The sequence below is a fragment of the Nocardiopsis potens DSM 45234 genome, from assembly GCF_000341105.1.
GTDB lineage: Bacteria > Actinomycetota > Actinomycetes > Streptosporangiales > Streptosporangiaceae > Nocardiopsis_A > Nocardiopsis_A potens.
In genome coordinates, this window is the sequence record NZ_ANBB01000072.1 from 1 (window position 1) to 24,360 (window position 24,360).

The following is a 24,360-nucleotide window of genomic DNA, read 5'->3' on the forward strand; positions in this document are numbered from 1 at the left end:
AAGCTTGTCACTCTCCTCGTCGCTCCGGAGGTCCGCCGCGTCAACCCACATAACGCGCCTCAGAAGCCCGATCCGGCCCAGGATGCGCGCCCAGGAATCACCGGGGTGCTCTCGCAGCGCACAGGGCACCCCACCCCGCCATCACCCTGCGTATTGCCCCAGGTCAGGAAGGGGTAGCGGTTTCAGAGACGGCCAGCCCCGGCGCCCGGGCGGTGCGGACACAACGATCCCGCCGTCCCGGCCCGCTCTGCCGCGCCCGACCGACCAGCCGGTGCCCCTCCCCGTCTTCGCTGCCGACTTGAACCCCGGCCCCGCGGAGCGCCGCGCCCGGGCGGCCGCCTCCGCCCCGTCCCCACCACTGCCGTTGCTGCCCGTCTGGACCTTTAGCCTGTGAGGCGCTGCACTTGACCGACCGGCCAGCCCCTCTCCTGCCTTCGCTGCCCGTTTGAGCCTTCGCTTCACGAGGCGCCGCGCCCGGCCGACCGGCCGGCACGTCCCCTTCCCGCCATCGCCGCCGAGATGCGGGCGGTCCTCGGCGAGGCCCACCCCTCCGCGCTCTCCGCGCTGTACAACCTCGCCTCCGCCGCGGAGCAGGCCGGGGACGCCTCGGGGGCCGCGGAGCTGGTGGCGCACGGGCTGGCGGTGGCCGAGCGGGAGCACGGCCCCGAAGCGGAGACGACCGCCCTGTTCCGCTCGTTCGCCGCGGACCTGCGGCGCGCCGGAGGGGGCCGCGAAGAGGGCGGTGGAGAGGGCGGCGGCGCCCCCTCCTGAGCGTGCAGCGGGGCGGGCCGCTCAGCCCCCGCCCCACGGGTCGACCGGGATCGCCTCCACGCAGCGGCCGAGGTCGTCGAGGATGCGACCGTAGATTTTGTGGTTGCGCAGGACGACGCGGCGGTCGCGGACCTCGGCGGCGGGGAAGCGGCGGGCGATGCGGATCAGCACGTCCTCCAGCTCGGAGAGCTGGTGCAGGCCGATGATGAGGACGATGTTGGCGGCGCCGACCGTGCCGGCGCACAGCCGGGTCTCGCGCCAGGCGCCGAGTTCGGCGGCGGTCCGGCCGGCCTCGGTGTCGGGGACGGCGAGCTGCAGGAAGACGCCGAGCGGGAGGTCGAACAGCGGGCGGGCGACGTCGCACCGGAAGATGAGGCGGCGGGAGGCGATCAGCTCGTCGACGCGGCGGCGGACCCGGTGCTCGGGCAGGCCGGTCTCGGCGGCGATCTCCGGGGCGGTGGCGCGGCCGCGCAGGTTGAGGCAGCGGAACAGGGCGCGGTCCCCGGCGTCCAGCGGGCGGACCCGGGAGCGCGGCGGGGGCGGCGGTTTGGCCACCGCCCGGGACTCCTCGGAGGAGAGGATGCCCTGCCGCCAGTGCACGCCGCCGTAGAGCAGCCGGAACACGCTGTGCCGGATCCGCTCGGCGCCGTCGGTCAGCGCGAACTCCCCGGCCAGGGCGGACAGCAGGGAGCGCAGCTCGGCGGCGAGCAGGATCGCGAACACCTGGAAGTCGCCGGTGGTGGTCGCGGCGGTGATCACCTCGGGCCGGCGGGACAGCGCGCCCGCCACCCGGTCGGCCTGCCCGGGGGCGCAGCGCACCTCGATCACCGCGCCCATCGAGTGCTCCGGGGCGATCGCCGCGCCGACCCAGGCCAGGCCGCGCTCCTCCAGCCGGCGCCAGCGGCGGGCCGCGGTCACCGGGGAGACCCCCAGCGCGGCGCCGAGCTCGGCCCAGGTGGCCCGCGGATCGACCTGGAGCGCGTCGACCAGCTGCAGATCCGCCTCGTGCACGCGGTATGTCATGGATCCGCAATCTAGCCCGGCGGATCGCAGGTTTCCATCGTTTCCAGGGGCTGAGAGTGAGAATCGAACGCTTGGGGGACCGGACCTGGGGCGCTCCTAGAGTTGTGGCCCATCGGTGATGGGGCTCACGTTCGAGGGGAGAAGCCGTGGTCGAGGCGTCCCGCACCCCGGGCATCCGGGAGGAGTCGGCCGAGGAGGCCGCGGTCTACCGCAAGGTCGGCCGCAGGCTGCTGCCGTTCCTGCTGCTCTGCTACACCTTCGCCTACCTCGACCGGGTGAACATCGGCTTCGCCAAGCTGCACATGCAGGAGGACATCGGCCTCTCCGAGGCGGCGTTCGGCCTCGGCGCCGGGCTGTTCTTCCTGGCGTACGCGCTGCTGGAGGTCCCGAGCAACCTGCTGATGCAGCGGATCGGGGCCAAGCGGACGATCACCCGGATCATGGTGCTGTGGGGCCTGACCTCGGCCGCCATGGCGTTCGCCTGGAACGAGGCGTCGTTCTACACGCTGCGGATCCTGCTCGGCGTCTTCGAGGCCGGTTTCGCGCCGGGCATCATCCTGTACCTGACCTACTGGTACTCGACGCGGCGGATGGCCGCCGCGATGGGCGTCTACATGCTGGCCGGCCCGATCGGCTCGATCTTCGGGTCGGGGGTCTCGGCGGTGATCATCAGCGGCATGGACGGCGTCGGCGGGCTGGCCGGCTGGCAGTGGATGTTCGTCGTCGAGGGCGTCCCCTGCGCGGTCCTGGGCTACCTGTTCTGGCGGCTGATGGCGGACCGGCCGCAGGAGGCGGACTGGCTCTCCGCCCGGGAGAAGGAGGTGGTCGCGGCGGCGGTGGCGCGCGGCCGGACGCGGGCCGTGCACAGCTTCTCCGCCGCGCTGAAGGACCCCCGCATCCACGTCATGTCCGTCGCCTACTTCGGCATGATGTGCGGCATCTACGCGATCAGCTTCTGGCTGCCGACGGTGCTGCAGGAGAACGGGGTGGAGGGGACCCTGGAGATCGGGTTCCTGACCGCGGTGCCCTACATGTTCGCGGTCGCGGCCATGGTGGTGCTGGGCCGGACCTCCGACCGGACCGGGGACCGCCGCTGGCACACGATCGTGCCGACCGCGGTGGCCGGGGCGGCGCTGCTGGTCTCCGCGCTGACCGGGGACGTGTTCGCGGTGTCGTTCACCGCGATGATCGTCGCGGTGGCCGCGGTCTGGGCCGCCTACACCGTGTTCTGGGCGGTCCCCGCCGAGCACTTCGGCGGCACCGCCGCGGCCGGCGGGATCGCCTTCATCAACACCATCGGCATCCTCGGCGGGTTCGTCAGCCCCTACCTGATCGGCCTGGTCAAGGACGCCACCGGCAGCACCCAGGCCGGGCTGCTGGCGATGGTGGGGCTGCTCGCCGCCGCGGTGGCGGCGCTGTTCCTCATCCGCCACCCGGAGCGGGACTGAGGCCGCCGGCCGGGCGGCACCGGGTCCGGGAAGACACGAACGGAAGGGCGGCGATGGCGCCGAAGATCCTGATCGCCGGGTTCCTGCACGAGACGAACACCTTCGCCTCGACACCCGCCGACTACGAGAACTTCGTCAACGGCGAGGGGTTCCCGCGGATGCACCGCGGCCCGGAGGTGCTCCGGCTGGCCGGCGTCAACGTCCCGGTCGGCGGGTTCATCGCGGAGGCGCGGACCTGGGACGCCGAGCTCCTCCCGGTGCTGTGGTGCGCCGCCTCCCCCTCGGCCCCGGTCACCGACCGGGCCTTCGAGCGGATCTGCGGGGAGATCGTCGACGCCTGCCGCGAGCACCGGCCGGATGCGGTCTACCTGGACCTGCACGGCGCCATGGTGACCGCCTCGCACGACGACGGGGACGGCGAGGTGCTGCGCCGGGTCCGCGCCGCGGTCGGCCCCGGGGTGCCCGTCTCGGTCAGCCTGGACCTGCACGCCAACATGACCCCGCTGATGTTCGAGGCGGCCGACGCGATGGTCGCCTACCGCACCTACCCGCACGTGGACATGGCCGACACCGGGCGGCGCGCCGCGGCGCTGCTCCACCGGCTGCTGGACGGGGAGGAGCTGGCCGTGCACCGGGCGCGGATCCCGTTCCTCATCCCGATCAACTCCGGCAGCACCCTGCTGGAGCCGGCCGGGGAGATCTACCGGCGGGTGCAGGAGGTGCCGGACGGGGAGGCGGTGCTCACCTTCGCCGCGGGCTTCCCCGCCGCCGACTTCCCCGACTGCGGCCCGACCGCGTTCGGCTACGGCGCCGACGCCGGCGCGGTGGTGCGCGAGGTGGAGCGGCTCGCCGCCCTGGTGGAGCTGCGCGAACCGGAGTTCGCCCTGGACGTGCTGGAGGCCGCGGAGGCGGTGGAGGCCGCCGCCGAGGCGGCCGCGGCGGGCGCCGCCCCGGTGGTCGTCGCCGACACCCAGGACAACCCGGGGGCCGGTGGCGACGCGACCACCACCGGGCTGCTCCGGGCGCTGCTGAAGCGGGACCACCCGGGGTCGGTGCTGGCCGCGATGTGGGACGCCGGCGTCGTCGCCCGGGCGGTGCGGGCCGGGGTCGGTGCGGAGATCGAGGCGGAGTTCCCCGGTTCCGGGGTGCCCGGCGACGCGCCGCTGCGCGGGGTCTTCGAGGTGGCGGCGGTGACCGACGGCCGGGTCGTCTTCGAGGGCCCGATGATGCGCGGCAACGAGCTCGACGTGGGCCCGTCCTGCCTGCTGCGCTCGGGCAACGTGTCGGTGGTGGTCAATTCGCGCAAGGCGCAGATCATGGACCGCAACCAGCTGCGCGCCGCCGGGGTCGCCCCCGAGGAGCAGCAGATCGTGGCGGTGAAGAGCTCGGTGCACTTCCGCGGCGACTTCCAGCCGATCGCCGGCCGCGTCCTGGTCGCGGTGGCCCCCGGGCCGATGGCGGCGGACCCGGGCGAGCTGCCCTGGACCCGGCTGCGCCCCGGTACCCGCCTCCGCCCGGGAGGCCCGGCCTTCCACTGACCCCCCGTTCCCCTCCGCGCCCGCCCCGTCCTCGGGCGCGGAGGCACCCCGGCGGCGCCGGCCCCTCCCCCGGCGCCGCCGGGACACCCCGCCCCGCCCCGCCCGGCCCGGGAGTCCCCAGAAGCGCGGAGGCACCTCCCCGATGGCGAGCCGGACGCTTCGAGCCACTGCGACCGGAACAGGGCGGCCCCACCCGGGCACGGCGCCTCACGAGGCCGGGGTTCAAGCAGGCGGCGAAGGCGGGAGGGGGACCGGCCGGTCGGTCGGGTGCGGCGCCTCGCGGAGCGAAGGTCAAGACGGGCGGCGAAGGCGGGAGGGAGACCGGCCGGTCGGTCCGGTGCGGCGCCTCGCGGAGTGCAGGCTCAAGCAGGCGGCGACGGCAGCGGTAGGAGCGGGGCCAGGGCCTCACCCGGGCACGGCGCCTCACGAGGCCGGGGTTCAAGCAGGCGGCGAAGGCGGGAGGGGGACCGGCCGGTCGGTCGGGTGCGGCGCCTCGCGGAGTGCAGGCTCAAGCAGGCGGGGAGGGCGGCGGGCCGCCCGCCCGCGCCTGCCAGGGGACCTTATCCCCTATGCCTGGTTTGCGGCGGGGATCGGGCAGGGGTGGGGGCGCCCTGCGCACCGCGAGAGCACCCCGATTACATCTACCAGCGAGTAGTGGGCTCTGAAGCCCCCGCCACCCCCTCTCCGGTTACCCAGAGTTGTCAAACAGGGTCTTCCCAGGGGGACAAAAGCGACATCCCGCCCCCGCCTCTACCCTGCCCGGGTTCCGGCCCCCTGCTTTGCGGCCTTGCGGGCGCCTCGAACCCTGAACACCGGCCCGATCGGGGCGATTCGAGCCTCTCGGGGGCCGATCCGGGCCGGGATGCGCGCCCGGGAATCACCGGGGTGCTCTCGCGGTGCGCAGGGCGCCCCACTCCACCATCACCCTGCGTATTCGCCCAGGTCAGGGGGGGTGCGGCGGTTTCAGGGGCGGCCGGCCCCGGCGCCCGGGCGACGCGGGAACGGCGAACCCGCCACCTCGGCCCGCCCCGACCGGCCCGCCCTGCTCTGCCGCGCCTGACCGACCGGCCGGTTCCCACCGCCGCCGTCGCTGCCTGCTTGAACCCCTGCCCCGTGAGGCGCCGCGCCCGGGCGACCGCGTCCGCCCCGCCCCCACCGCCGCCTTCGCCACCGGCTTAAACCCCCGCCCCGTGAGGCGCCGCGCCCGGGCGACCGCGTCCGCCCCGCCCCCACCGCCGCCTTCGCCACCGGCTTAAACCCCCGCCCCGTGAGGCGCCGCGCCCGGGCGACCGCGTCCGCCCCGCCCCCACCGCCGCCTTCGCCACCGGCTTGAACCCCCGCCCCGTGAGGCGCCGCGCCCGGGCGACCGCCTCCGCCCCGCCCCCACCGCCGCCTTCGCCACCGGCTTGAACCCCCGCCCCGTGAGGCGCCGCGCCCGGGCGACCGCCTCCGCCCCGCCCCCACCGCCGCCTTCGCCACCGGCTTGAACCCCCGCCCCGTGAGGCGCCGCGCCCGACCGACCAGCCGGTCCCCACCGCCGCCTTCGCCGCCGGCTTGAACCCCGACCCCGCGAGGCGCCGCGCCCGACCGACCGGCCGGTCCCCGCCCGCCCTCGCCGCCGGTCTGAACCGCAACGCCGTGAGGCGCCGCGCCCGATCGGGACGCCCGGCTAGGTCGGCGCGTCCGGCGCGTCCGGCGCGTCCGGGGCGGTCAGCCGCCGCGCAGGTGGTCGCGGAGGGAGACGGCGACGCGGGCCATGAGGCTCTCGGCGCCGGGCTGGATGATCGCCGGGACCCGCGACTCGGTGAGCACCGCGACGGCGAAGGCCTGCCCGTCGGCGTGCTCCACCACGCCGACCTCGTGCCGGAGGTTGAGCAGGGTGCCGGTCTTGGAGGACCACTTGGAGGCGTCGGAGGCGAAGTCCGGGGCCAGCCGCTGGCGCATCATGTTGTCGCCCATCAGCCCGCGGACCCGCTCGGCGATGGCGGGGTCGACCGCCGAGGGGGACCACAGCTCCTGCAGCAGGTCGGTGAAGGCCCGCGCCGTCCCCGAGTTGCCCACGGTGACGTCGAGCTGGGGCATCATGTGGCCGCGCCCTGCGGTGCCCGCGCCGATCGCCAGCGAGTGCGCCAGGTAGGCGTCATCCGGGCCGAGGCGGTCCGCGGGGGTGTCGCTGAGGTCGCTCATCGGGTGCCGGACGGTGATCCCGCGGACGCCCATCCGCCGCAGCGACTCGGTGACCCGGGCGGGCGGGGCGATGGTGAACAGGGCTTCGGCCGCCACGTTGTCGCTGATCGCCATGGCGAGGTAGAGCAGGTCCTCCACGGCGACCCGGGCGGGGTGGCGGAACCTGCCGACGCCGGTCGGCGCGCCGCCGGGGCGCAGCAGCACCGGTTCGGCGCCGTCCACCTCGCCGGCGCGGACCAGTTCCAGGACCGCCACCGCCAGCGGGATCTTCACCAGCGAGGCGGTGGGGAACTCCAGGTCCGGCTCGATCCCCGCCTCCTCTCCGGTGCGCAGGTCGCGGACGAGGAAGGAGCCGCGCAGCCCGCCGTCGTCGAGTTCGGCGCGGAGCTCCCGGATGAGGGCCTCGGTGCTCATTCCGCGCCCCCGTTCCGGGGCCGGGCGCCCAGGCAGTGCGCGATCCCGCTGCCCAGCCGCTCCCGGATGCGCTCGGCCTCGTCGCCCGCGCCGCCCGCGATCCCGTAGCCGCGGGCCAGGTCGATCCCGCCGATCGGGCGCCAGTGCAGCTCCAGCTCCTCGGCCTGCTTGGCCGAGCAGAGCAGCAGGTCGGAGGAGCCGAGCACGGCGGCGACCGCGGGGGCGAGCGCGGCGGCCACCGCGACCTGGGCGGGTCGCAACCCCACCGAGTCACGCAGCCGGGTCACCCGGTCCCGGATGTGCGGGACGTCGTCCTCGGGCTGGATCCAGATGCGGCGGCCCGGGGCGTCCCGGTCGCCGCGGCCCACCCGGAGCGTCTCGGCGTGCACCACCCGGGCGCGCTGCGGGACCGCGGCGGCCAGGCCCAGCGGCACCGTCCAGGCGCTCTCGCTCACCGGGACGGCGGTGAGGGCGGCCCGGACCTGCTGGGAGCGGAGAAGCTCGGCCCGCTCGTCCGGCCGGGCCTGCTGGAAGTCCAGGTGGACGCCCTGCTCGCGGGCCTCGGCGTCGAGGCGGGCGAGGTCCAGGGTGGAGCAGACGTCCGGGACGGCGAAGCGGAGCGGGGTGAGCCGGGCGCGCTCGGCGTCGTGCTCCATCGCCTCGGCCAGCCGCACCAGGCGCCTGGCGGAGGGGAGCATCTCCCTGCCGAACGGGGTGAGCACGGCCCTGCGCGCCGAGCGGTCGATCAGCCGCCCGCCCAGGTGCTTCTCCAGGGCGGCGACGCGCCGGCTGGCGACCGGCTGCGGGATGCGCGCGGCCGCCGCGCCGAGGGTGAAGCTGCCCCGCTCGCTCACGCTGACGAACGCCTTGCAGGCACCGACGAGATCCATGACAGAGCATTATGCCGGTTCCGCATGGAAGCGCCGGTTTCCGTCTTGGACGGCATCGGTTCTCTGGGCCAGACTGCTGCGCAGGGCTTCGGCGAGGCCGCCCGCGTAGGCGGGTCGGGGCGCCGGGTGTGCGCCCGGGGGGTGTGCTCCGGACGGCTGCGGGCCCACCGCTCACCATGCATTCGAACATGTGTTCGATATCAGAAGCAGGGGGTAACGGGATGAGAATCCGCTTCACACGGGGCGCCGGCACGGCGTCGCTGGCCGCGCTGGCGCTCGCACCGCTGGCGGCCTGCACCGGCGCCGGACTCCCGGACGGCGTCGCCGCCGAGGTCCCGGCGCACGAGAGCACGGGCGCGGCCGCCGGGAGCGCCCTGCCCGCCGGAGTGGAGCAGGCGTTCGCGGAGCTGGAGGAGGAGCACGACGCCCGGCTCGGCGTCTACGCCGTGGACACCGGCTCCGAGGAGGAGATCGCCTACCAGGCCGACGAGCGGTTCGCCTACTGCTCCACCTTCAAGGCGATGGCCGTCGGCGCCCTGCTCCGCGAGCACCCGGAGGAGAAACTGGACGAGGTGGTCGCCTACTCCGAGGAGGACGTGATCGGGTACTCGCCGATCACCGAGAAGCACGTCGACACCGGCATGACGCTGCGCGACATCGGCGACGCCGCGATGCGCTACAGCGACAACACCGCGGGCAACCTGCTGTTCGAGCAGTTCGGCGGCCCGAAGGGGCTCCAGGCCGAACTGCGCGAGATCGGCGACGAGACCACCAGTATGGACCGGTACGAGACCGAGCTGAGCGAGGCCGTCCCGGGCGACGAGCGGGACACCAGCACCCCGCGCGCGCTCGCCGCGAACCTGCGCGAGTACGCCCTCGGCGACTCGCTCACCGACGGCGAGCAGGACTACTACACCGACCTGCTGGAGCGGAACCTCACCGGCGACGCGCTGATCCGGGCCGGCGTCCCGGACGGCTGGAAGGTCGGTGACAAGACCGGCAGCGGCGGCTACGGCACCCGCAACGACATCGCCGTGGTGCACCCGCCGGACGGCGACCCGATCGTCATCGCGATCATGACCAGCCGCGACGAGAAGGACGCCGAGCGGCGGGAGGCGCTGGTCGCCGACGCCGCCGAGGTGGTCGCCGACACCCTCGGCTGACCGCCCGGGCGGTGCGGCCGCGGGGAACCCGTCCCGCGCCCGGCCGCACCGCGAACGGGGACGACCGGGCGCCATGCCGGTTCCGCATGGAACGGTCCGCTTCCGTCCCGAACGGCATACCACCACCGGGCCGGCCGCCGCACCGCCGCGGCGGTCCGTCCCCGGCCCGGTGGCCCACCCCACGAAGCAGGGAGAAACCGACGATGAAGATCCCGTTCGCACGGCGCCTCGGAGTCGCCTCGCTGGCCGCGCTGGCGCTCGCCCCGGTCGCGGCCTGCACCGGGGCCGGCGCACCGGAGGGCACCGCCACCGAGGTCTCGGCCCGGCAGGACCTGCAGGCCGCCGCGGAGAAGGAGTTCAAGGAGCTGGAGAAGGAGTACGACGCCCGGCTCGGCGTCTACGCCGTGGACACCGGCTCCGAGGAGGAGATCGGCTATCGGGCCGACGAGCGGTTCGCGTTCTGCTCCACCTTCAAGGCGCTGGCGGTCGGCGCGCTGCTGGACCGCTTCCCCGACGAGAAGCTCGACGAGGTGGTCACCTACTCCGAGGAGGACCTGGTCGACCACTCGCCGATCACCGAGAAGCACGTCGACACCGGCATGACGCTGCGCGACATCAGCGACGCCGCGATGCGCTACAGCGACAACACCGCCGCCAACCTGCTGTTCGACCAGTTCGGCGGCCCGAAGGGGCTGGAGGCCCAGCTGGGCGAGATCGGCGACGAGACCACCAGCATGGACCGCTACGAGACCGAGCTGAACTCGGCGATCCCGGGCGACGAGCGGGACACCAGCACCCCGCGCGCGCTCGCCTCGGACCTGCGCGAGTACGCCCTGGGCGACACGCTCAAGGAGGAGGAGCGCGTCTTCCTCACCGACCTGCTGAAGGGCAACACCACCGGTGACGCGCTGATCCGGGCCGGCGTCCCGGACGACTGGAAGGTCGGCGACCGGACCGGCGGCGGCGACTACGGCACCCGCAACGCCATCGCGGTGCTGTGGCCCTCCGACGGCGCCGACCCGATCGTCGTCTCCATCCTGACCACCCGGGACGACAAGGACGCCGAGTGGCAGGAGGCGCTGGTCGCCGACGCCGCCGAGGTGGTCGCCGACACCCTCGGCTGACCGGGGGCGCCTCCGCGGAACCACCCGCGGGAGGGGCGACGGGCCGGTGCCCGCCGCCCCTCCCGCCTGCGGCCGCACCGCCGAAGCGGAGCCGGACCGATCCCGCCGCCCGCAGAGAGCCGCCCCGGGCGGCGGATGCTCCCCGCAGGGTCAGTACCTGCGGAACCTCCAGCCCAGCCGGAGCGCCGGTCACGCCTCCATCGCCAGCGAGGCCGCGATGGCGAACATGGTGCACGCGATCACCAGGTCCAGGACGCGCCAGGCCCGCGGGGAGCGGAACACCGGCCCCAGGTACCGGGCACCGAACCCCAACGCACTGAACCACACCAGGCTGCCCAGCACCGCCCCGCCGCCGAACCACCAGCGCTGCTCGCCGTAGCCGTTGCCGACCGACCCGGTGAGCACCATGGTGTCCAGGTAGACGTGCGGGTTCAGCCAGGTCATCGCCAGGCAGGCGGCGACCGCCGCGGCCGCCCCCGCCGGGGCGCTCCCCTCCGCCGGGCCCAGCCGGCCCGGGCGGGCCGCCCGGCGCAGCGCGAGCGCCCCGTAGACCACCAGGAACGCCACGCCGCCCCACCGGACCAGGGTGAGCAGCCAGGGCGCGAGCTCGGCGACCGTGCCGATGCCGGAGATGCCGAGCATGATCAGCACCGCGTCGGAGAGGGCGCAGATCGCCACCACCGCCGGGACGTGCTCGCGGCGCAGCCCCTGGCGGAGCACGAAGGCGTTCTGCGCGCCGATGGCGACGATGAGCGAGAGCCCGAACCCGAGCCCCGCCCCGGCCGCGGCGAGATCGGAGAGCGCCCCGGAGAGGCCGGAGGACCCGGCGGAGGCAGGAGGCGCGGAAGCGAGAAGAGAAGCGAAGATCGACACGCTCCGAAGCTAGGCCCGGTCCCTGCAGCAGTAAAGCTAATGTTTCTCGGGCTCCATTAGAATCGCTCATGATGAACCTGGACTTCGGACAGCTGCGGGCGCTGAGCGCCGCCGTGCGGTGCGGCACCTTCGACGCGGCCGCAGCCGCGCTGCACGTCACCCCTTCCGCGATCAGCCAGCGGATCAAGGCGCTGGAGACCGAGGTGGGGCGGGTGCTGCTGGTCCGCTCCCGGCCGCTGGCGGTGACCGACGCCGGGGCGTCGGTGCTGCGCACGGCCCGGCAGATCGAGGCGCTCTCGGCCGACCTCGCCCGCGACCTGAGCGGCGGAGGCGACGGGGACGGCGAGGGCGGCGGGGGCGGCCCGGTGACCGTCCCGCTGGCCGTCAACGCCGACTCGCTGTCCACCTGGGCGCTGCCCGCCTTCGCCGGCCTCGCCGGCCACCTCTTCGAGATCCACCGGGAGGACGAGGAGCACACCGTTTCGCTACTGCGCGACGGAACGGTGATGGCGGCGATCACCGCCGATTCCGCCCCGGTCCAGGGCTGCACCGTGGAGCGCCTGGGCACCATGCGCTACCTGGCCGTCGCCGCCCCGGACTTCGCCGAGCACTGGTTCCCGGACGGAGTGACCGCCGACGCACTGGCCGCCGCCCCGCACGTCGACTTCGACCACAAGGACGACCTGCAGCGCCGGTACATCCGCTCCCGCACCCGCCGCCGCCTCGCCCCGCCCCGCCACCGGGTTCCCGCCTCGGCCGACTTCGCCGAGGCGGTGGCCCTCGGCCTCGGCTGGGCGATGGTCCCCAGCATGCAGGTCGAGGCCATGGGCGACCGCCTGGTCCACATCGACCCGGACCACCCGCTGGACCGCCCGCTCTACTGGCAGCAATGGCGCCTGCGCAGCCCGGCCCTGGACACCGTCGCCGCAGCGGTCATGGAGGCGGCACGGACGACCCTCCGCTGAACGGTTCGGGACGCTTCCCCGCATGCGCGGGGCTCACCCCAGACCGAGCGCAACAGCCCACCGAGCTTCGGGTCCATCCCCGCGTACGCGGGGCTCACGCCGCGTGCGAGGTGCAAGAACAGGTCCGCTACGGTCCATCCCCGCGTACGCGGGGCTCACCGCGTCGGCGGTCAGCCAGCCAGCCGCGATGAGCGGTCCATCCCCGCGTACGCGGGGCTCACCCTTAATGACCTGCGACTTTGCGGGGCGTTATCGATAAGTTATCCGAGTCTCAGACGTCACATCCTCCACCGTAGCCGCCCTCAAGTAGCGGTCGTAGAGCTCTCGGTACGCCTCGACGTCCGAGCCCGGGTGGACCGGGGGTTCGGCGGTCGGGGGCGGGAGCGTCAGAGGTATACCGGCGGCGCGGGCCGCCAAGAGTGCGGCGCCGAGGGCCGAGGGGCTGCGGAGGGAGGAGGTCGGGCGCAGTTCGGCGTCGAGGACGTCGGCGAGGAGGCGGCGGAAGCGGGGGTCCCGGGCCCCGCCGCCGGTGAGGCGGATGGTCGCGGGGACGCCTCCGGGCAGTGCCGAGGCGGCGTGCCGGATCGACATGGCCACGCCCTCGACGGCGGCCCGCAGCATCTCCGTCCGCCCTGTTCCCAGGCTCAGCCCGGACAGGCGTCCGGCCGCCCCGCCGTCCCCCGCTCTCCCCGTCCCCGCCGTGCGCTCGCCGGTCAGGTGCGGGACGAACAGCGCCCCACCCGCGCCGGGGCCGCCGTGCTCCGCGGCGGCGTACAGCTCTTCCCAGTCGGCGCCGAGCAGGCGGCGCACCCAGTCCAGGGCGATGCCCGCGTTCTGCACCGCCGCCATCCTGTACCACCCGCCCGGTTCCGCGGTGCGGTAGACGTGCCCGCCGGGGAACGGCCGCGGGTCGCCGGTGGGGGCGACGAGCTGGGCGCCGCTGCCGACGGTGAGCCGCACCTCGCCCGCGCTCCCGCCCGCATCCGCACCCGCGGCCCCGCCCGAGCCCCCGCCTGCGTCCGCGCCCGCGCCCGCGCCGGAGGCGAGCAGGGCGGCCGGGGTGTCGCCGGCGCCCGCCGCGACCGGGACGCCCGGCGGCAGGCCCAGTTCGGCGGCGGCCTCTCCGGTGAGCACGCCGGCCGCGGAGCCGGACGGCAGGACCGGCGGGAGCAGCCGCTCCGGCAGGCTGGCCGCCGCGACGGCCGCCTGCGACCAGGTGTCGGCGGGGACGTCCCAGAGCAGGGTGGCCGAGGCGTCGGAGGGGTCGGTGGCGGCGGCGCCGGTGAGCCGCATCCGGAGCCAGTCCTTGGGGAGCAGCGCGCTGCGGGCCGCGCGGACCGCGTCCGGTTCGCTGCGGGCCGCCCAGCGCAGCAGCGGCCCGGTCATCCCGGGCACCACCGGGTTGGCCAGGCGCTCCCGCTCCGCGGCGGGCAGTCCGGTCCACGGCTCCAGGTCGCCGGCGGCGCGCCGGTCGGCCCAGAGCAGTGCCGGGCGGACCGGGGCGCCGTCGGCGGCGGTGAGGACCAGGCCGTGCATCTGCCCGTCCACTCCGACCCCCGCGATGCGCACCCCGCCCGGCCGCCGCGCCGCCGCGCGGTCCAGCGCCGCGCGGACCGCCCGGACGGTGGCCGCCCACCATTCCGCTGGGTCGCTCTCCGCCCACCCCGGTCGCGGCGACCGGACCGGGTACCCGGCCTCGGCTTCACCCAGCGGCTCCCCGTCCACCCCGATGACCAGCACTTTCACTCCGCTGGTGCCGAGGTCGGCGCCGAGCAGCGCGTCGGTTCCCACTCCCTGACCCTCCCGGCGGTCCCGGCCCGACCGCGGCCGGCCGGCCGCGTCGCCGACCTCTCTATCACGCCGCGCCGCCCGGGACGGCACCGTCACCCGGGCGCGCCCGCGCCACCGGGGAGGGGGCCGCCGGCCTCGGCGGCGATGCGGGGCGCCATGTCCTTGGCGACGGCGACCGCCAGGGCGCGGAAGATCGCGACCTCCGGGTCGGGGTCGCCGACCCGGTGGGCGAGGTGGCTGCTCTCCCACGGGGCGTCCAGGACCGGGACGAACACCGCGCCGGGCCAGGCGTAGTAGCGGGCGAAGGAGCGCAGCCCCGAACCGGCCGCCCGGTCCGCGAGGACGCCGGTGAGGACCTCCTGCGGGTTGAGCGCGCAGTGCATGCTGCGGCGCGGGTCCGGGCTGGAGAAGTAGAGGTAGTCCTGGAAGACGTCGGGGGTGCGCTCCGGGACCCGGAAGATCGGCAGGTCCTCGAGGTCGGCGACGCGCACGCCCTCCTCGCGGGCGTCGGCGAGCCGGGCGGCCTCCGGGACGACCACGATCCGCTGCTCGGTGACCATCACGTCGCCCTCGATCCGGGGGTCGTCCGGCATCGGGCGGATGAAGGCGAGGTCGACCCGCTCCTCCACCAGGGCCGAGACGTGCTCGGTGAAGTCGAGGTCGTGCAGCTCCACCCGGGTCTGCGGGCGGGCGCGGCGGTAGGCGTTGATCGCGGCGGGGGTGATCTCCGCGGAGCCGTGGCCCATGATGCCGATGCGCAGCGGCCGGGAGCCGCCCTCCTGCTCCAGCCGGACCGTCTCGCGCATGTCGTCCAGGGCGGCGTCCGCGGCCGCCAGCAGGGTGCGGGCGTGTCCGACCAGCCGGGCACCGGCGGGGGTGGGCGCGACGGGGCTGGTCCGGTGCAGCAGCTGCGCCCCGACCTCGGCCTCCAGGCGACGGATGTGCTGGGTGACCGCGGGCGGGGAGAGGAAGAGCCGCGCCGCCGCCCTGCCGAAGTGCTCCTCCTCGACCACGGCCAGGAAGGTGGCGAGCAGGCGGAGGTCCATGCCGTCGACTCTAGACGACCGCGCCCGGCCGCCCCCGGCCGCGTTCACGATCCCTGAAGACGGCTGGAGACGCAGGTCGGCGGGGCCGTACAACCGGATTCCATGAGCGACATCGAATCGGATACCGCCGTGTGCCGCGCGGAGGCCGCCGCTCCGCCCGTCCCCCGGCCCCGGTACGGGGTGCGGGCGGCGCTGATGATGACCGCGTCCGGGTGGAGCGCGAACCAGTTCTCCGCTCTGCTGGGCACCTACCGCGCCGCCGCCGGGCTGTCCGCGTCCGCGGTGACCGCGCTGCTCGCCGTGTACGTGCTCGGCCTGATCCCCGGCCTGCTGTGCGGGGCGCCGCTCGCCGACCGGCTGGGGCGGCGGCCCGTGGCGCTCGCCGCGCTCGCCGCCAACCTGGCCGCGACCCTGCTGCTGGTGCTCGGCGCGTTCTCCCCGGTGTGGCTCTGGCCCGGGCGGGCGCTGACCGGCCTGGGCGCGGGCGCGCTGCTGTCGGCCGGGGGCGCCTGGGTCAAGGAGCTCTCTTCGCCGCCGTACGCGCCGGTCGGGGAGCGGGCCCGCGGGACGGCGGCGCGGCGCGCCGGGGTGTTCGTCTCGCTGGGCTTCGCGACCGGCGGTCTGGCCGCCTCGCTGATCGCGCAGTGGGCCCCGTACCCGACGGTGTGGGCGTACCTGCCGCACGTGCTGCTGGCCGCGGCGGCGGGGGCGCTGGCCTGGGGGTGCCCGGAGACCCGTCCGCGGGCGGGCGCGGCGGTGGCGGCCCCGGCCCGGGCGTCCGGCGGGGCGGCGCCCGGGGCCTCCTCCGCTAGCGCGCCCCGCCGGGGGCCGGGGTTCGGGCGCACGGTCCTCCTGATGGCGCCGTGGGTGTTCGCCGCCCCCACCATCGGTTTCGCGACGCTGCCGGGTCTGCTGGGCGGTGCGCTGCCGGGCTGGGAGACGGTGTACGCGGGCGTCGCCACCGCCGTCGTGCCCGGCGCGGGGGTCGCGGTGCAGCCGGTGGCGCGGCGGCTGGCCGCCCGGAGCCTGGCCGGCACCGCGCTGGCGGGGCTCGGCACGGTCGCGGCGGGTCTGGTGCTGGCGGCGGTGGCGGCCGCGTCCGGGCTGCCCTCGCTCGGCCTCGCGGCGGGGGCGGTGCTCGGGGCGGGGTACGGGCTCACCCTGGCCTACGGCCTGACCCGGACCGCCGCGCTGGCGTCTCCGCTCCGCCTGGCCCGGCTCACCTCCTACTTCTGGAGCGCCGCCTACCTGGGCATGTTCGCCCCGCTGCTGCTCACCTGGGCGTCCGCGCTGCTGCCGGTGCCAGTGCTGCTGCTCGCGGCGGCGGGGGCCGCCCTGCTGACCGGCCTGCCGGTGGCCGGGCGGCGGGCGGGCCGCTGAGGCCCGCGCGGGTGCGGCGGTCGTGCCTGTCCCCGTCCCTCGCTACCCTCCCAGGGCTCCGCCCCTTTTGTCCCGGTTAGGAAAGCGACCGCCGTGGGATTCCTCTTCGACATCTTCTCCGAGATGTTCGGCGACGCCGTCACCGTCAACGCCGACAAGGCCGTGATGTCGGCGCAGAGCCGCAAGGTGCACCGGTTCGCCGCGGAGAGCGGCCTGCACTACGCCCCCCTGGCCCGCTCGGCTCCGCACGCCGCGCCCGCCCTGGGCGAGCTGGGCGCCCTGGGGGTCCCCGTCCCCGAGGCCCCGGAGCAGGCGCGCGACGTGGTCACCGGGGCCCCTCGGCGGGATCCCGGTGCTCGGCTTCGACAATCCGCACACCTGGCTCTACACCCTTGAGGGCGGGGGGCACTTCTGGTTCGCCGCGGCCCGGCTGCCGTACGCCCGCCCCGACGTCATCGCGCGCTCCTCGTGGGAGGTGCGCCACGCGAGGATCACCCCGGCGACCAAGTGGTTCCCGAGCCTGCCGCACTACGTCCCGCTGCCCGGCGCCTCCCGCGGGGAGCGCGGCGTGCTGACCGCCGACCCGCGCTTCGCCTCCCATGCCGTGGAGGCGGTGCGCGGGCGCGGGCGGTTCTACCGGATGTCCTGGGCGGTCCGCGGCCACTGGGCGGTGACCTGGGACCCCGGGCTGGTGACCCTGGGGCGGCTGCGGCAGCGCTTCGGCCTGGTGTGCGACCTCGCCGCCCGGCTCCGGTGAGCGCCCGGGCGCGCCGCACCGCGCCCCGCCGGGCGGCGGGGGCGCGGTGCGGCGGTCAGCGCTCGCTGTCCAGGTCGGCCATCATCGGTGCGGCGTAGCGGTCGCCGGCGGCGGCGCCGTCGGGGACCGCGGCCTCGATGGCGGCCAGGTCGTCGGGGGAGAGTTCGAGGTCGGCGGCGGCCAGGGCCTCGGCGAGCCGGTCCCGGCGGCGGGCGCCGACCAGCGGCACCACGTCGGCGCCGCGGGAGGCGACCCAGGCGATGGCGGCCTGGGCCGGGGTGGCCCCGTTGGCCTCGGCCACCGCGCGCAGCGCTTCGACCAGGGCGAGGTTGTGCCGCAGGTTGCCGCCCTGGAAGCGGGGGCTGATGCGGCGGAAGTCCGTGCCGCCCGGCTCCCGCTCGGCGCTCCAGTGCCCGGAGAGCAGGCCTCGGGAGAGCACCCCGTAGGCGGTCACCCCGATGCCCAACTCGCGGGCGGCGGGCAGGATCTCCTTCTCGATCCCGCGGGAGAGCAGCGAGTACTCGATCTGCAGGTCGCTGATGGGGTGCACGGCGTGCGCGCGGCGCAGCGTCCCGGCCCCGACCTCGGAGAGGCCGATGTGCCGGACGTGGCCGGCCTCGACCATCTCGGCGATGGCGCCGACCGTGTCCTCCACCGGGACCCGCGGGTCGAGCCGCGCCGGGCGGTAGACGTCGATGTGGTCGGTGCCGAGCCGGCGCAGCGAGTAGGCGAGGAAGTTCTTCACCGCCTCCGGTCGGCCGTCGTAGCCGGACCAGCCGCCCGCGGGGTCGCGCAGGGCGCCGAACTTGACGCTGATCCGCACCCGGTCCCGGTCGCGACCGCGCAGCGCCCGGGCGAGCAGCAGTTCGTTGTCGCCCATCCCGTAGAAGTCACCGGTGTCCAGCAGGGTGACGCCGGCGTCGAGGGCGGCGTGCACGGTGGCGACCGACTCGGCCTCGTCGGCCGGGCCGTACAGGTCGGACATGCCCATCAGCCCCAGCCCGAGGCCGGAGACGCGCAGGCCGGTGCGGCCGAGGGGGCGTTCCTGGAGTGCCATGGAAGGGTCCTTCACCGTCGGGGCGGGCGAGCGGCCCGCCGCACTATCACTGATAACAGTGAATCGCCATCAGCGTTAATATCGACGCTAACACAGAAGCGATAGCATTGATTCCATGACTTCCGAGAAGACGTCCGACCCGCGCCGGCGCATCCTGGAGGCGGCCGCCGGACTGCTCGCCGAGGGCGGCGCCGAGGCCGCCTCCACCCGGGCCGTCGCCGCGGCCGCCGGGGTGCAGGCACCGACCCTGTACCGGCTGTTCGGCGACAAGCAGGGGCTGCTGGACGCTCTGGCCGCCTACGGCTTCGAGCGCTACCTGGCCGACAAGCAGGAGCTCGGCGCCACCGACGACCCGGTGGCCGACCTGCGCCGCGGCTGGGACCTGCACGTCGACTTCGGCCTGGCCCGGCCCGCCCTGTACGTGCTGATGTACGGCACCCCCCGGCCCGGCCGCCGCCCGGCCGCCGCGGACGACGCCTACGCGATGCTCTGCTCGCTGCTCGAACGCGTCGCCCGCGCGGGCCGGCTGCGCCTGCCGGTACCGGCCGCCGCCCGCATGGTGCAGGCGGCCAACACCGGTGCGGTGCTCACCCTGATCGCCTCCGCCGAGCAGGACGAAGAGCTGTCCCCCCGCACCCGGGAGGCGGTGCTCGCGGCGATCACCGCTCCGTCCGGCGGGGAGTCCGGCCGCGCGGCGTCCCCGCCGGGCCTCGCCGAGGCGGCCGTCACCCTGGACGCGGTACTGGACGGCGGTACGGCCCCGCTCACCCCGCCGGAGACCGCCCTGCTCCGGGAGTGGCTCCACCGCTTGGCCGCCCCGGCGGACTGACCCTGCGGGCCCGCCCGGGCGGCCCCTTCCGGGGCGGGGCCCCGGGGCCCGGGGCCCCGCCCCGGAAGGGGCCGGCGGCGCAGGGCCCCGGAAGGCCGCGGGCGCCCCGGGACCCCCGCCCCGCACCCGGGAGGGAGCGGCCGCGGCACCGGGCCCGATGCGCGGACCCGCGCCGCTCCCCGGGCCCGCCCCGGAGCGCCCGCCGCAGGGCCGTCGCACCGGTGCGGTAGGACTGCCGCCATGACCGATCCCGCCGGCTCCGGCCCCGGCTCCTCCCCCGGCCCCGCCACCGCGCGGATCCGGGCGTCCGTCCACTACCACCTCATCGACCTGGTCTTCGGCGGGCCCGGTGACCTGCTCGATCCCCCCGATCCGCCGCTCCCCCGGGAGGACGCCGGAGTGGCCGAGGCGGTCGGCACGGCGGTGCGGCTGACCGCCGGCCCGCACACCGGCGACATCGACATGCTGGTCGTGTCGGCCGACCGCGACCCCGGCCCGGACCCGGAGTACGGCGACGTCGTATCGGTCTCGGTGTGGGCGCCGGGCGGGCCGCCGAGCCTGATCGAGTGGGCGGGCGAGGCCGTGCACCCGCTCCCCCCGCTTCCGGCGGGGCCCGGCTGGTACCGGGTCCGGTACCACATCGAGGACTACGACGCCGCGCACGAGGCCGACGTCGACGCCGAGGAACCGGTCGGCCGCCACCTGCTGCAGATCTGGCCGCAGGAGCGGACCGCCCCCGAGGCCGAGCGGATCACCAGCGCCGGGGCGGCCTACTGGCTGGAGCGGCGCCCTCCGCCCGCACCCCCGGTGCGGTAGCGCTCCGGCGCCGCCCGCGGGTCCGGTGGGCCAGGATGGACCGATGGACGCACCGATACCGATGGACACACCGACGGACACACGGTTCACCGTGATCGACGGGCACCGGGTCGCCTACCTCGACTCCGGCGGCGAGGGGCCGGCCGTGCTCGCGCTGCACGGGCACTTCTCCCGCGGGTCGGCGTTCGCGCCGCTGGCGCGGGCGCTGGCCGGGCGGTTCCGGGTCATCGCCCCCGACCAGCGCGCCCACGGGCACTCCGGGAAGGACGGCCCCCTGACCCCCGACCGCTACGTCCGCGACGCCGCACGGCTGCTGGAGGAGCTGGGCACCGGCCCCGCGGCCGTGCTCGGCCACTCCATGGGCGGGATCGTCGCCTACCGGCTGGCCGCCCGCTTCCCCGGGCTCTGCGCGGCGCTGGCGGTCGTCGACATCGGCACCGCCAACCGGGAGCCCGAGGTGCACCCGGTCCTGGACGTCACCGGGTGGCCCCGCCGCGCCCCCTCCCGGGAGGCCCTGGCCGCCGCCATCGAGGCGCAGGGCGTGCCGTCGTGGTTCTTCATGGAGAGCGCCGCGGAGTTCGACGACGGCTGGGGGCTGCTCTTCGAGTACGGCGACATGATGGAATCGCAGCGGGCCCTGGTCGGCGACCACATGGCGGCGTGGGCGGCCTCCCGCGCGCCCGCGCTGCTGCTGCGCGGCACGGAGAGCTTCATGCTGTCCGAGGCCGAGGCCGCCCGGATGGCCCGGGCCCGTCCGGACGTGGAGGTCGTCCCGTTCCCCGGGTGCGGCCACTGGCTCTACGCCGACGCCCCGGAGCGGTTCGCGGAGGCGGTGGGCGACTTCCTGGAGCGGCGCCTGCGCATTTCGCCGGGGGCGGCTGGCGGCGGGGGCGCGCGGCCGCGCTGAGAGCAGGCGCACACCCGGCGGCGGCGCCCGCTCCCCTCCCCCTGTGCTCGAATAGGAACCGGTACAGACAGAACCGAGTACTAGTGCAATACCGGTGAGGAGGGCGCCGCGCCGGCGGCGGACGGTCCCGGCCCCGCGCCCCTCCCCGCCCCGATGGAAAGCGGACCCCGCCCATGACCACCGCCCTCGCCCTGCGCCACCTCGCCTTCGAGGACCTGGGGATCCTCGGTCCGCTGCTGGAGCGGCGCGGCCACCGGATCGCCTACCGCGACGTCGGCGTCGACCCGCTGGACGAGGCGGAGCTGCTCGGCGCCGACCTGCTCGTCGTCCTCGGCGGCCCCATCGGCGTCTACGAGACCGGCGCCTACCCCTTCCTCGAAGAGGAGGCCGCGATCATCGGCCGGCGGATCGCGGCCGGAGCCCCCACCCTGGGCATCTGCCTGGGCGCTCAGCTGATCGCCCGCGCCGCCGGGGCCCCCGTCCTGGCCACCGGACGCAAGGAGATCGGCTACGCGCCGCTGGACCTGACCGCCGAGGGCGAGGCGTCCCCGCTGAGGCACCTGGCCGGCTCCCCGGTGCTGCACTGGCACGGCGACCGGTTCGAGACCCCCGCCGGGGCCGACCGGCTGGCCGCCACCCCCGGCTTCCCGGACCAGGCGTTCGCCCTGGGGCCGAACGTGCTGGGCCTCCAGTTCCACCTGGAGGCCGACCACACCCGGATCGAGCAGTGGCTCATCGGCCACGCCCACGAGCTCGCCGCCGCCGGTGCGGACCCGGCCCGGATCCGCGCCGACGCCGAGGCCCACGGCCCCGCCCTGGCCGCCGCCGCCCACCGGGTCTTCGACTCCTGGCTCGACGGCCTCCGGCCGCACCGGGCGTGACCGGTGGGGGCGGGGCCGCCTCGGGGCGGCCCCGCCCCCACTTCCCTTTTCCCTCCTCCCTCCTCCCTCCCCCTCCCCCGCCTTCCGCCGCCCGATCCCGATGAACGGCGGCCTTTTTTCTCATTTCACTCCCGAACCGCCGGTTTCCTGATTTTCCAGAGAAGCCACGAAAAGGGAAAACGGATTCCGTTGCACTCGCCCGGCCCCGTCCGGAGAATGTCCGCATGGCGACGACTACGGGGCCGATGACGCCCTTCGGGGCCGAGCTGCGGCGACTGCGGCTGGAAAAGGGCTGGACGCTGAACGACCTCTCCAAGGAGGTCCATTTCAGCAAGGGCCACTTGAGCAAGGTGGAGAACGGCCACAAGGCCGCCTCCCATGAATTCGCCCGGACCTGCGACAACGCGCTCGGCGCCGGCGGGCGGCTGGCCGCGCTCGTGCAGGGCGGGCGGGCCTCCCGGCCCGCAGCCGAGGCCGCCCCGGACGGCGTCTTCCCCGCGTCGCCCGGGGCCCAGCAGGGTTTCGCCAGGGAGGCCCTCGGCATGGGCACGGCCTCCATCCTCGGGCTGGGCCCCGGCGGGCGGCCGCGGCGGCCGGCCCTGCGCTCCCCGGACGTCCTCGCCCCGTTCCGCCTGCTCTTCGACCAGCTCCGCGCGGTGGGGCGGAGCACCGGGCCGTCCGCGGTACTGCCCACCGTGGTCGCGCAGACCCAGGCGCTCACCCGCCTCGCCGAGCGCTCCGCGGCGGAGCCGCGGAGGGCCGCCCTGCTCCTGGCCTCGCGCAACGCCGAGTACGGCGGGTGGATGGCGCAGGAGAACGGCGACGACCGCGCCGCCCTGTGGTGGACCGGCCACGCGGTCCGGCTGGCCGATGCCGCCGGGGACCCCGAGCTCCGCGGGTACGCGCTGGTCCGGCGGGCCTGCATCGCGATGTACGCGCACGACGGCACCGGCACCGTGGCCCTGGCCCGGCAGGCCCAGGCGGACCGGTCGCTGTCGCACCGGGTCCGGGCCATCGCCGCCGAGCGGGAGGCCCAGGGACACGCCCTCCTCGGGGACGAGGTCGGCTGCTTCCGCTCCCTGGAACGCGCCGCGGCATCGGGCGAGCGGGCCGACGAGGAGGACGAGCAGCCCCGACCGGGGGCGGGCGGCCGGGCCGGCGGCGCGGAGGACGAGCGGCCCCGGCTGGGGTCGGGCGTCCCCGACCGGCTCGGCGCCGTCACCGGCTGGTGCCTGTACGACCTGGGCCGCCCGGCCGACGCGGCGGCCCGGCTGGACGGGGTCCTCGCCGGCCTCCCCGGCGACGCCGGCCGCGCCCGGGCCCGGTTCGGGATGCGGCTGGCGCTGTCCCACGCCGGCGCGGGCGACACCGACCGCGCCTGCGCGCTGGCCGACGAGCTGATCGACGACGTGGAGGCCGTCGACTCCGCGACCATCGCCCAGGACGTGCGGCTGCTGGTGCGCACCCTGAAGCGGCGCCCCGGCGACCCCGCCGTCCGCAACCTGGCCCCACGCCTGGCCCAGGTCCTGCACCGCCCGACCTGACCCGCCCCGCCGCGAAAAGCCCACCCCGGGCCCCGGGCGGTGGTCTTGGTGTTGTTGCCGTCTCGCCCCGGGGCGAGACGGCAACAACACCAAGACCACCGGGGAAGAGCGAGGAACGGAAGACACCCCGGCCAGGCCCGGCGCCCCACAAAGTGAAGGCTCAAACCAGCGGCGACGACAGGGACAGGGACAGGGCTGAGGCGATCACCCGAGCGCGGCGCCTCGCGAAGCGAAGGTTCAAACCGGCAGCGACGGCGGAGGTAGGGGCGGGGCGCAGGCCTCACCCGGGCGCGGCGCCCCACGGGGCGGGGGTCCAAACAGGCAGCGAAGGCGGGAGGGGGACCGGCCGGTCGGTCGGGTGCGGCACCCCACGGAGCGAAGGTCAAGACGGGCGGCGACGGCAGAGGAAGGGGCGGGGCGGAGGCCTCACCCGGGCGCGGCGTCTCACGGGGCAGGGGTTCAGGCTGGCGGCGAGGGCGGGAAGAGGGCGTGCCGGCTGGTCGGTCGGGTGCGGTGCCTCGCGGGGTGCAGGTTCAGACGGGCGGCGAGGGCGGCGGGCCGCCCGCCCGCGCCTGCCAGGGGGCCTTATTCCTTATGTCGGGTTCGCGGCGGGGATCGGGCGGGAGCGGGAGCGCCCTGCGCACCTCTGCAGCACCCCGATTACATCTACCAGCGAGTAGTAAGCTTTGAGGCCCCCACTACCCCTTCGCCGATTACCCAGAGTGGTCAAGGTGAGGTCTCTCGGCAGGGCAAAAGCGACATCTCGCCCCCACGCCCGCCCTCCCCGGGTTCCGGCCCCCTGCTTTGCGGCCTTGCGGGCGGCTCGAACCCCCGATCACCGGCCCGGTCAGGGCGATCCGGGCCTCTCGGGGCCGATCCGGCCCAGGATGCGCGCCCGGGAATCACCGGGGTGCTCTCGCGGTGCGCAGGGCGCCCCACCCCGCCATCACCCTGCG

The 24,360-nt window shown here is 75.9% G+C and carries 21 protein-coding genes; 14 read left to right on the forward strand and 7 right to left on the reverse strand.

Features of this window, described 5'->3' with window-relative positions:
- Nucleotides 1-519 precede the first annotated feature (519 nt).
- Nucleotides 520-771: a hypothetical protein gene (locus D459_RS0127225; RefSeq protein WP_017596158.1), complete on the forward strand. Its 252-nt coding sequence runs from the start codon at nucleotides 520-522 to the stop codon at nucleotides 769-771.
- 21 nt (nucleotides 772-792) lie between these two features.
- Here D459_RS0127225 and D459_RS0127230 read toward each other — a convergent pair whose 3' ends face one another.
- Nucleotides 793-1,794: an Lrp/AsnC family transcriptional regulator gene (locus tag D459_RS0127230; RefSeq protein WP_017596159.1), complete on the reverse strand. Its 1,002-nt coding sequence runs from the start codon at nucleotides 1,792-1,794 to the stop codon at nucleotides 793-795.
- Nucleotides 1,795-1,940: 146 nt separating this feature from the next.
- Between D459_RS0127230 and D459_RS0127235 the strand changes: the two genes are divergently transcribed.
- Both D459_RS0127235 and D459_RS0127240 read left to right on the forward strand, forming a co-directional pair.
- The gene (locus D459_RS0127235) at nucleotides 1,941-3,242 is read left to right on the forward strand and encodes an MFS transporter (RefSeq protein ID WP_017596160.1); all 1,302 of its coding nucleotides are present in this window, start codon (nucleotides 1,941-1,943) and stop codon (nucleotides 3,240-3,242) included.
- Between the two features lie 53 nt (nucleotides 3,243-3,295).
- The gene (locus D459_RS0127240; RefSeq protein ID WP_017596161.1) at nucleotides 3,296-4,780 is read left to right on the forward strand and encodes a M81 family metallopeptidase; all 1,485 of its coding nucleotides are present in this window, start codon (nucleotides 3,296-3,298) and stop codon (nucleotides 4,778-4,780) included.
- Nucleotides 4,781-6,490: 1,710 nt separating this feature from the next.
- On the opposite strand, the gene D459_RS0127245 is transcribed toward D459_RS0127240, so the two are convergent.
- Together D459_RS0127245 and D459_RS0127250 are read right to left on the reverse strand one after the other, a co-directional pair.
- Complete coding sequence (locus tag D459_RS0127245) at nucleotides 6,491-7,381, reverse strand: serine hydrolase (protein WP_017596162.1); 891 nt, start codon at nucleotides 7,379-7,381, stop codon at nucleotides 6,491-6,493.
- A complete protein-coding gene (locus D459_RS0127250) occupies nucleotides 7,378-8,271 on the reverse strand; it encodes a LysR family transcriptional regulator (RefSeq protein WP_017596163.1) in 894 nt (297 codons plus the stop codon). The genes D459_RS0127245 and D459_RS0127250 overlap by 4 nt, the downstream gene beginning before the upstream one ends.
- A gap of 221 nt (nucleotides 8,272-8,492) precedes the next feature.
- Between D459_RS0127250 and bla (D459_RS0127255) the strand changes: the two genes are divergently transcribed.
- Nucleotides 8,493-9,434 (forward strand): class A beta-lactamase, encoded by a 942-nt coding sequence (bla, locus tag D459_RS0127255; protein WP_017596164.1) that lies wholly within the window; start codon nucleotides 8,493-8,495, stop codon nucleotides 9,432-9,434.
- Between the two features lie 203 nt (nucleotides 9,435-9,637).
- Nucleotides 9,638-10,558 carry a class A beta-lactamase gene (bla, locus tag D459_RS0127260; RefSeq protein ID WP_017596165.1) on the forward strand — a complete coding sequence of 307 codons (921 nt, stop codon included), beginning with the start codon at nucleotides 9,638-9,640 and terminating at the stop codon, nucleotides 10,556-10,558.
- Between the two features lie 189 nt (nucleotides 10,559-10,747).
- Here bla (D459_RS0127260) and D459_RS0127265 read toward each other — a convergent pair whose 3' ends face one another.
- Nucleotides 10,748-11,431: a LysE/ArgO family amino acid transporter gene (locus D459_RS0127265; RefSeq protein ID WP_017596166.1), complete on the reverse strand. Its 684-nt coding sequence runs from the start codon at nucleotides 11,429-11,431 to the stop codon at nucleotides 10,748-10,750.
- 71 nt (nucleotides 11,432-11,502) lie between these two features.
- On the opposite strand from D459_RS0127265, the gene D459_RS0127270 reads away from it, so the two are divergent.
- The gene (locus tag D459_RS0127270; RefSeq protein ID WP_026120806.1) at nucleotides 11,503-12,396 is read left to right on the forward strand and encodes a LysR family transcriptional regulator ArgP; all 894 of its coding nucleotides are present in this window, start codon (nucleotides 11,503-11,505) and stop codon (nucleotides 12,394-12,396) included.
- A gap of 249 nt (nucleotides 12,397-12,645) precedes the next feature.
- Here the strand turns inward: D459_RS0127270 and D459_RS0127275 are convergent, their stop codons facing one another.
- Together D459_RS0127275 and D459_RS0127280 are read right to left on the reverse strand one after the other, a co-directional pair.
- Complete coding sequence (locus D459_RS0127275; protein WP_017596168.1) at nucleotides 12,646-14,187, reverse strand: xylulokinase; 1,542 nt, start codon at nucleotides 14,185-14,187, stop codon at nucleotides 12,646-12,648.
- Nucleotides 14,188-14,279: 92 nt separating this feature from the next.
- Complete coding sequence (locus D459_RS0127280) at nucleotides 14,280-15,233, reverse strand: LysR family transcriptional regulator (RefSeq protein WP_017596169.1); 954 nt, start codon at nucleotides 15,231-15,233, stop codon at nucleotides 14,280-14,282.
- Between the two features lie 102 nt (nucleotides 15,234-15,335).
- On the opposite strand from D459_RS0127280, the gene D459_RS0127285 reads away from it, so the two are divergent.
- From D459_RS0127285 to D459_RS0127295, 3 genes are all read left to right on the forward strand, one after another.
- A complete protein-coding gene (locus D459_RS0127285) occupies nucleotides 15,336-16,613 on the forward strand; it encodes an MFS transporter (RefSeq protein ID WP_017596170.1) in 1,278 nt (425 codons plus the stop codon).
- Between the two features lie 93 nt (nucleotides 16,614-16,706).
- The gene (locus D459_RS35985; RefSeq protein ID WP_017596171.1) at nucleotides 16,707-17,009 is read left to right on the forward strand and encodes a hypothetical protein; all 303 of its coding nucleotides are present in this window, start codon (nucleotides 16,707-16,709) and stop codon (nucleotides 17,007-17,009) included.
- On the forward strand, nucleotides 16,966-17,370 hold the full coding sequence (locus D459_RS0127295) for a hypothetical protein (RefSeq protein WP_017596172.1): 405 nt from the start codon (nucleotides 16,966-16,968) through the stop codon (nucleotides 17,368-17,370). The genes D459_RS35985 and D459_RS0127295 overlap by 44 nt, the downstream gene beginning before the upstream one ends.
- Nucleotides 17,371-17,425: 55 nt before the next feature.
- Here D459_RS0127295 and D459_RS0127300 read toward each other — a convergent pair whose 3' ends face one another.
- Nucleotides 17,426-18,427, reverse strand: a complete 1,002-nt coding sequence (locus tag D459_RS0127300; protein WP_017596173.1) for an aldo/keto reductase — start codon at nucleotides 18,425-18,427, stop codon at nucleotides 17,426-17,428.
- Nucleotides 18,428-18,542: 115 nt separating this feature from the next.
- Between D459_RS0127300 and D459_RS0127305 the strand changes: the two genes are divergently transcribed.
- The 5 genes from D459_RS0127305 (at nucleotide 18,543) to D459_RS0127325 (ending at nucleotide 23,404) form a co-directional block, all read left to right on the forward strand.
- The gene (locus D459_RS0127305) at nucleotides 18,543-19,256 is read left to right on the forward strand and encodes a TetR/AcrR family transcriptional regulator (RefSeq protein ID WP_017596174.1); all 714 of its coding nucleotides are present in this window, start codon (nucleotides 18,543-18,545) and stop codon (nucleotides 19,254-19,256) included.
- Nucleotides 19,257-19,496: 240 nt separating this feature from the next.
- Nucleotides 19,497-20,072 (forward strand): hypothetical protein, encoded by a 576-nt coding sequence (locus D459_RS0127310; protein WP_017596175.1) that lies wholly within the window; start codon nucleotides 19,497-19,499, stop codon nucleotides 20,070-20,072.
- 43 nt (nucleotides 20,073-20,115) lie between these two features.
- Nucleotides 20,116-20,979 (forward strand): alpha/beta fold hydrolase, encoded by an 864-nt coding sequence (locus D459_RS33035; protein WP_241485137.1) that lies wholly within the window; start codon nucleotides 20,116-20,118, stop codon nucleotides 20,977-20,979.
- Between the two features lie 173 nt (nucleotides 20,980-21,152).
- Entirely contained in the window at nucleotides 21,153-21,860 is a 708-nt protein-coding gene (locus D459_RS0127320; protein ID WP_017596177.1) for a glutamine amidotransferase, read from the forward strand.
- Nucleotides 21,861-22,084: 224 nt separating this feature from the next.
- The gene (locus D459_RS0127325) at nucleotides 22,085-23,404 is read left to right on the forward strand and encodes a helix-turn-helix domain-containing protein (RefSeq protein WP_241485138.1); all 1,320 of its coding nucleotides are present in this window, start codon (nucleotides 22,085-22,087) and stop codon (nucleotides 23,402-23,404) included.
- Nucleotides 23,405-24,360: the final 956 nt, after the last annotated feature.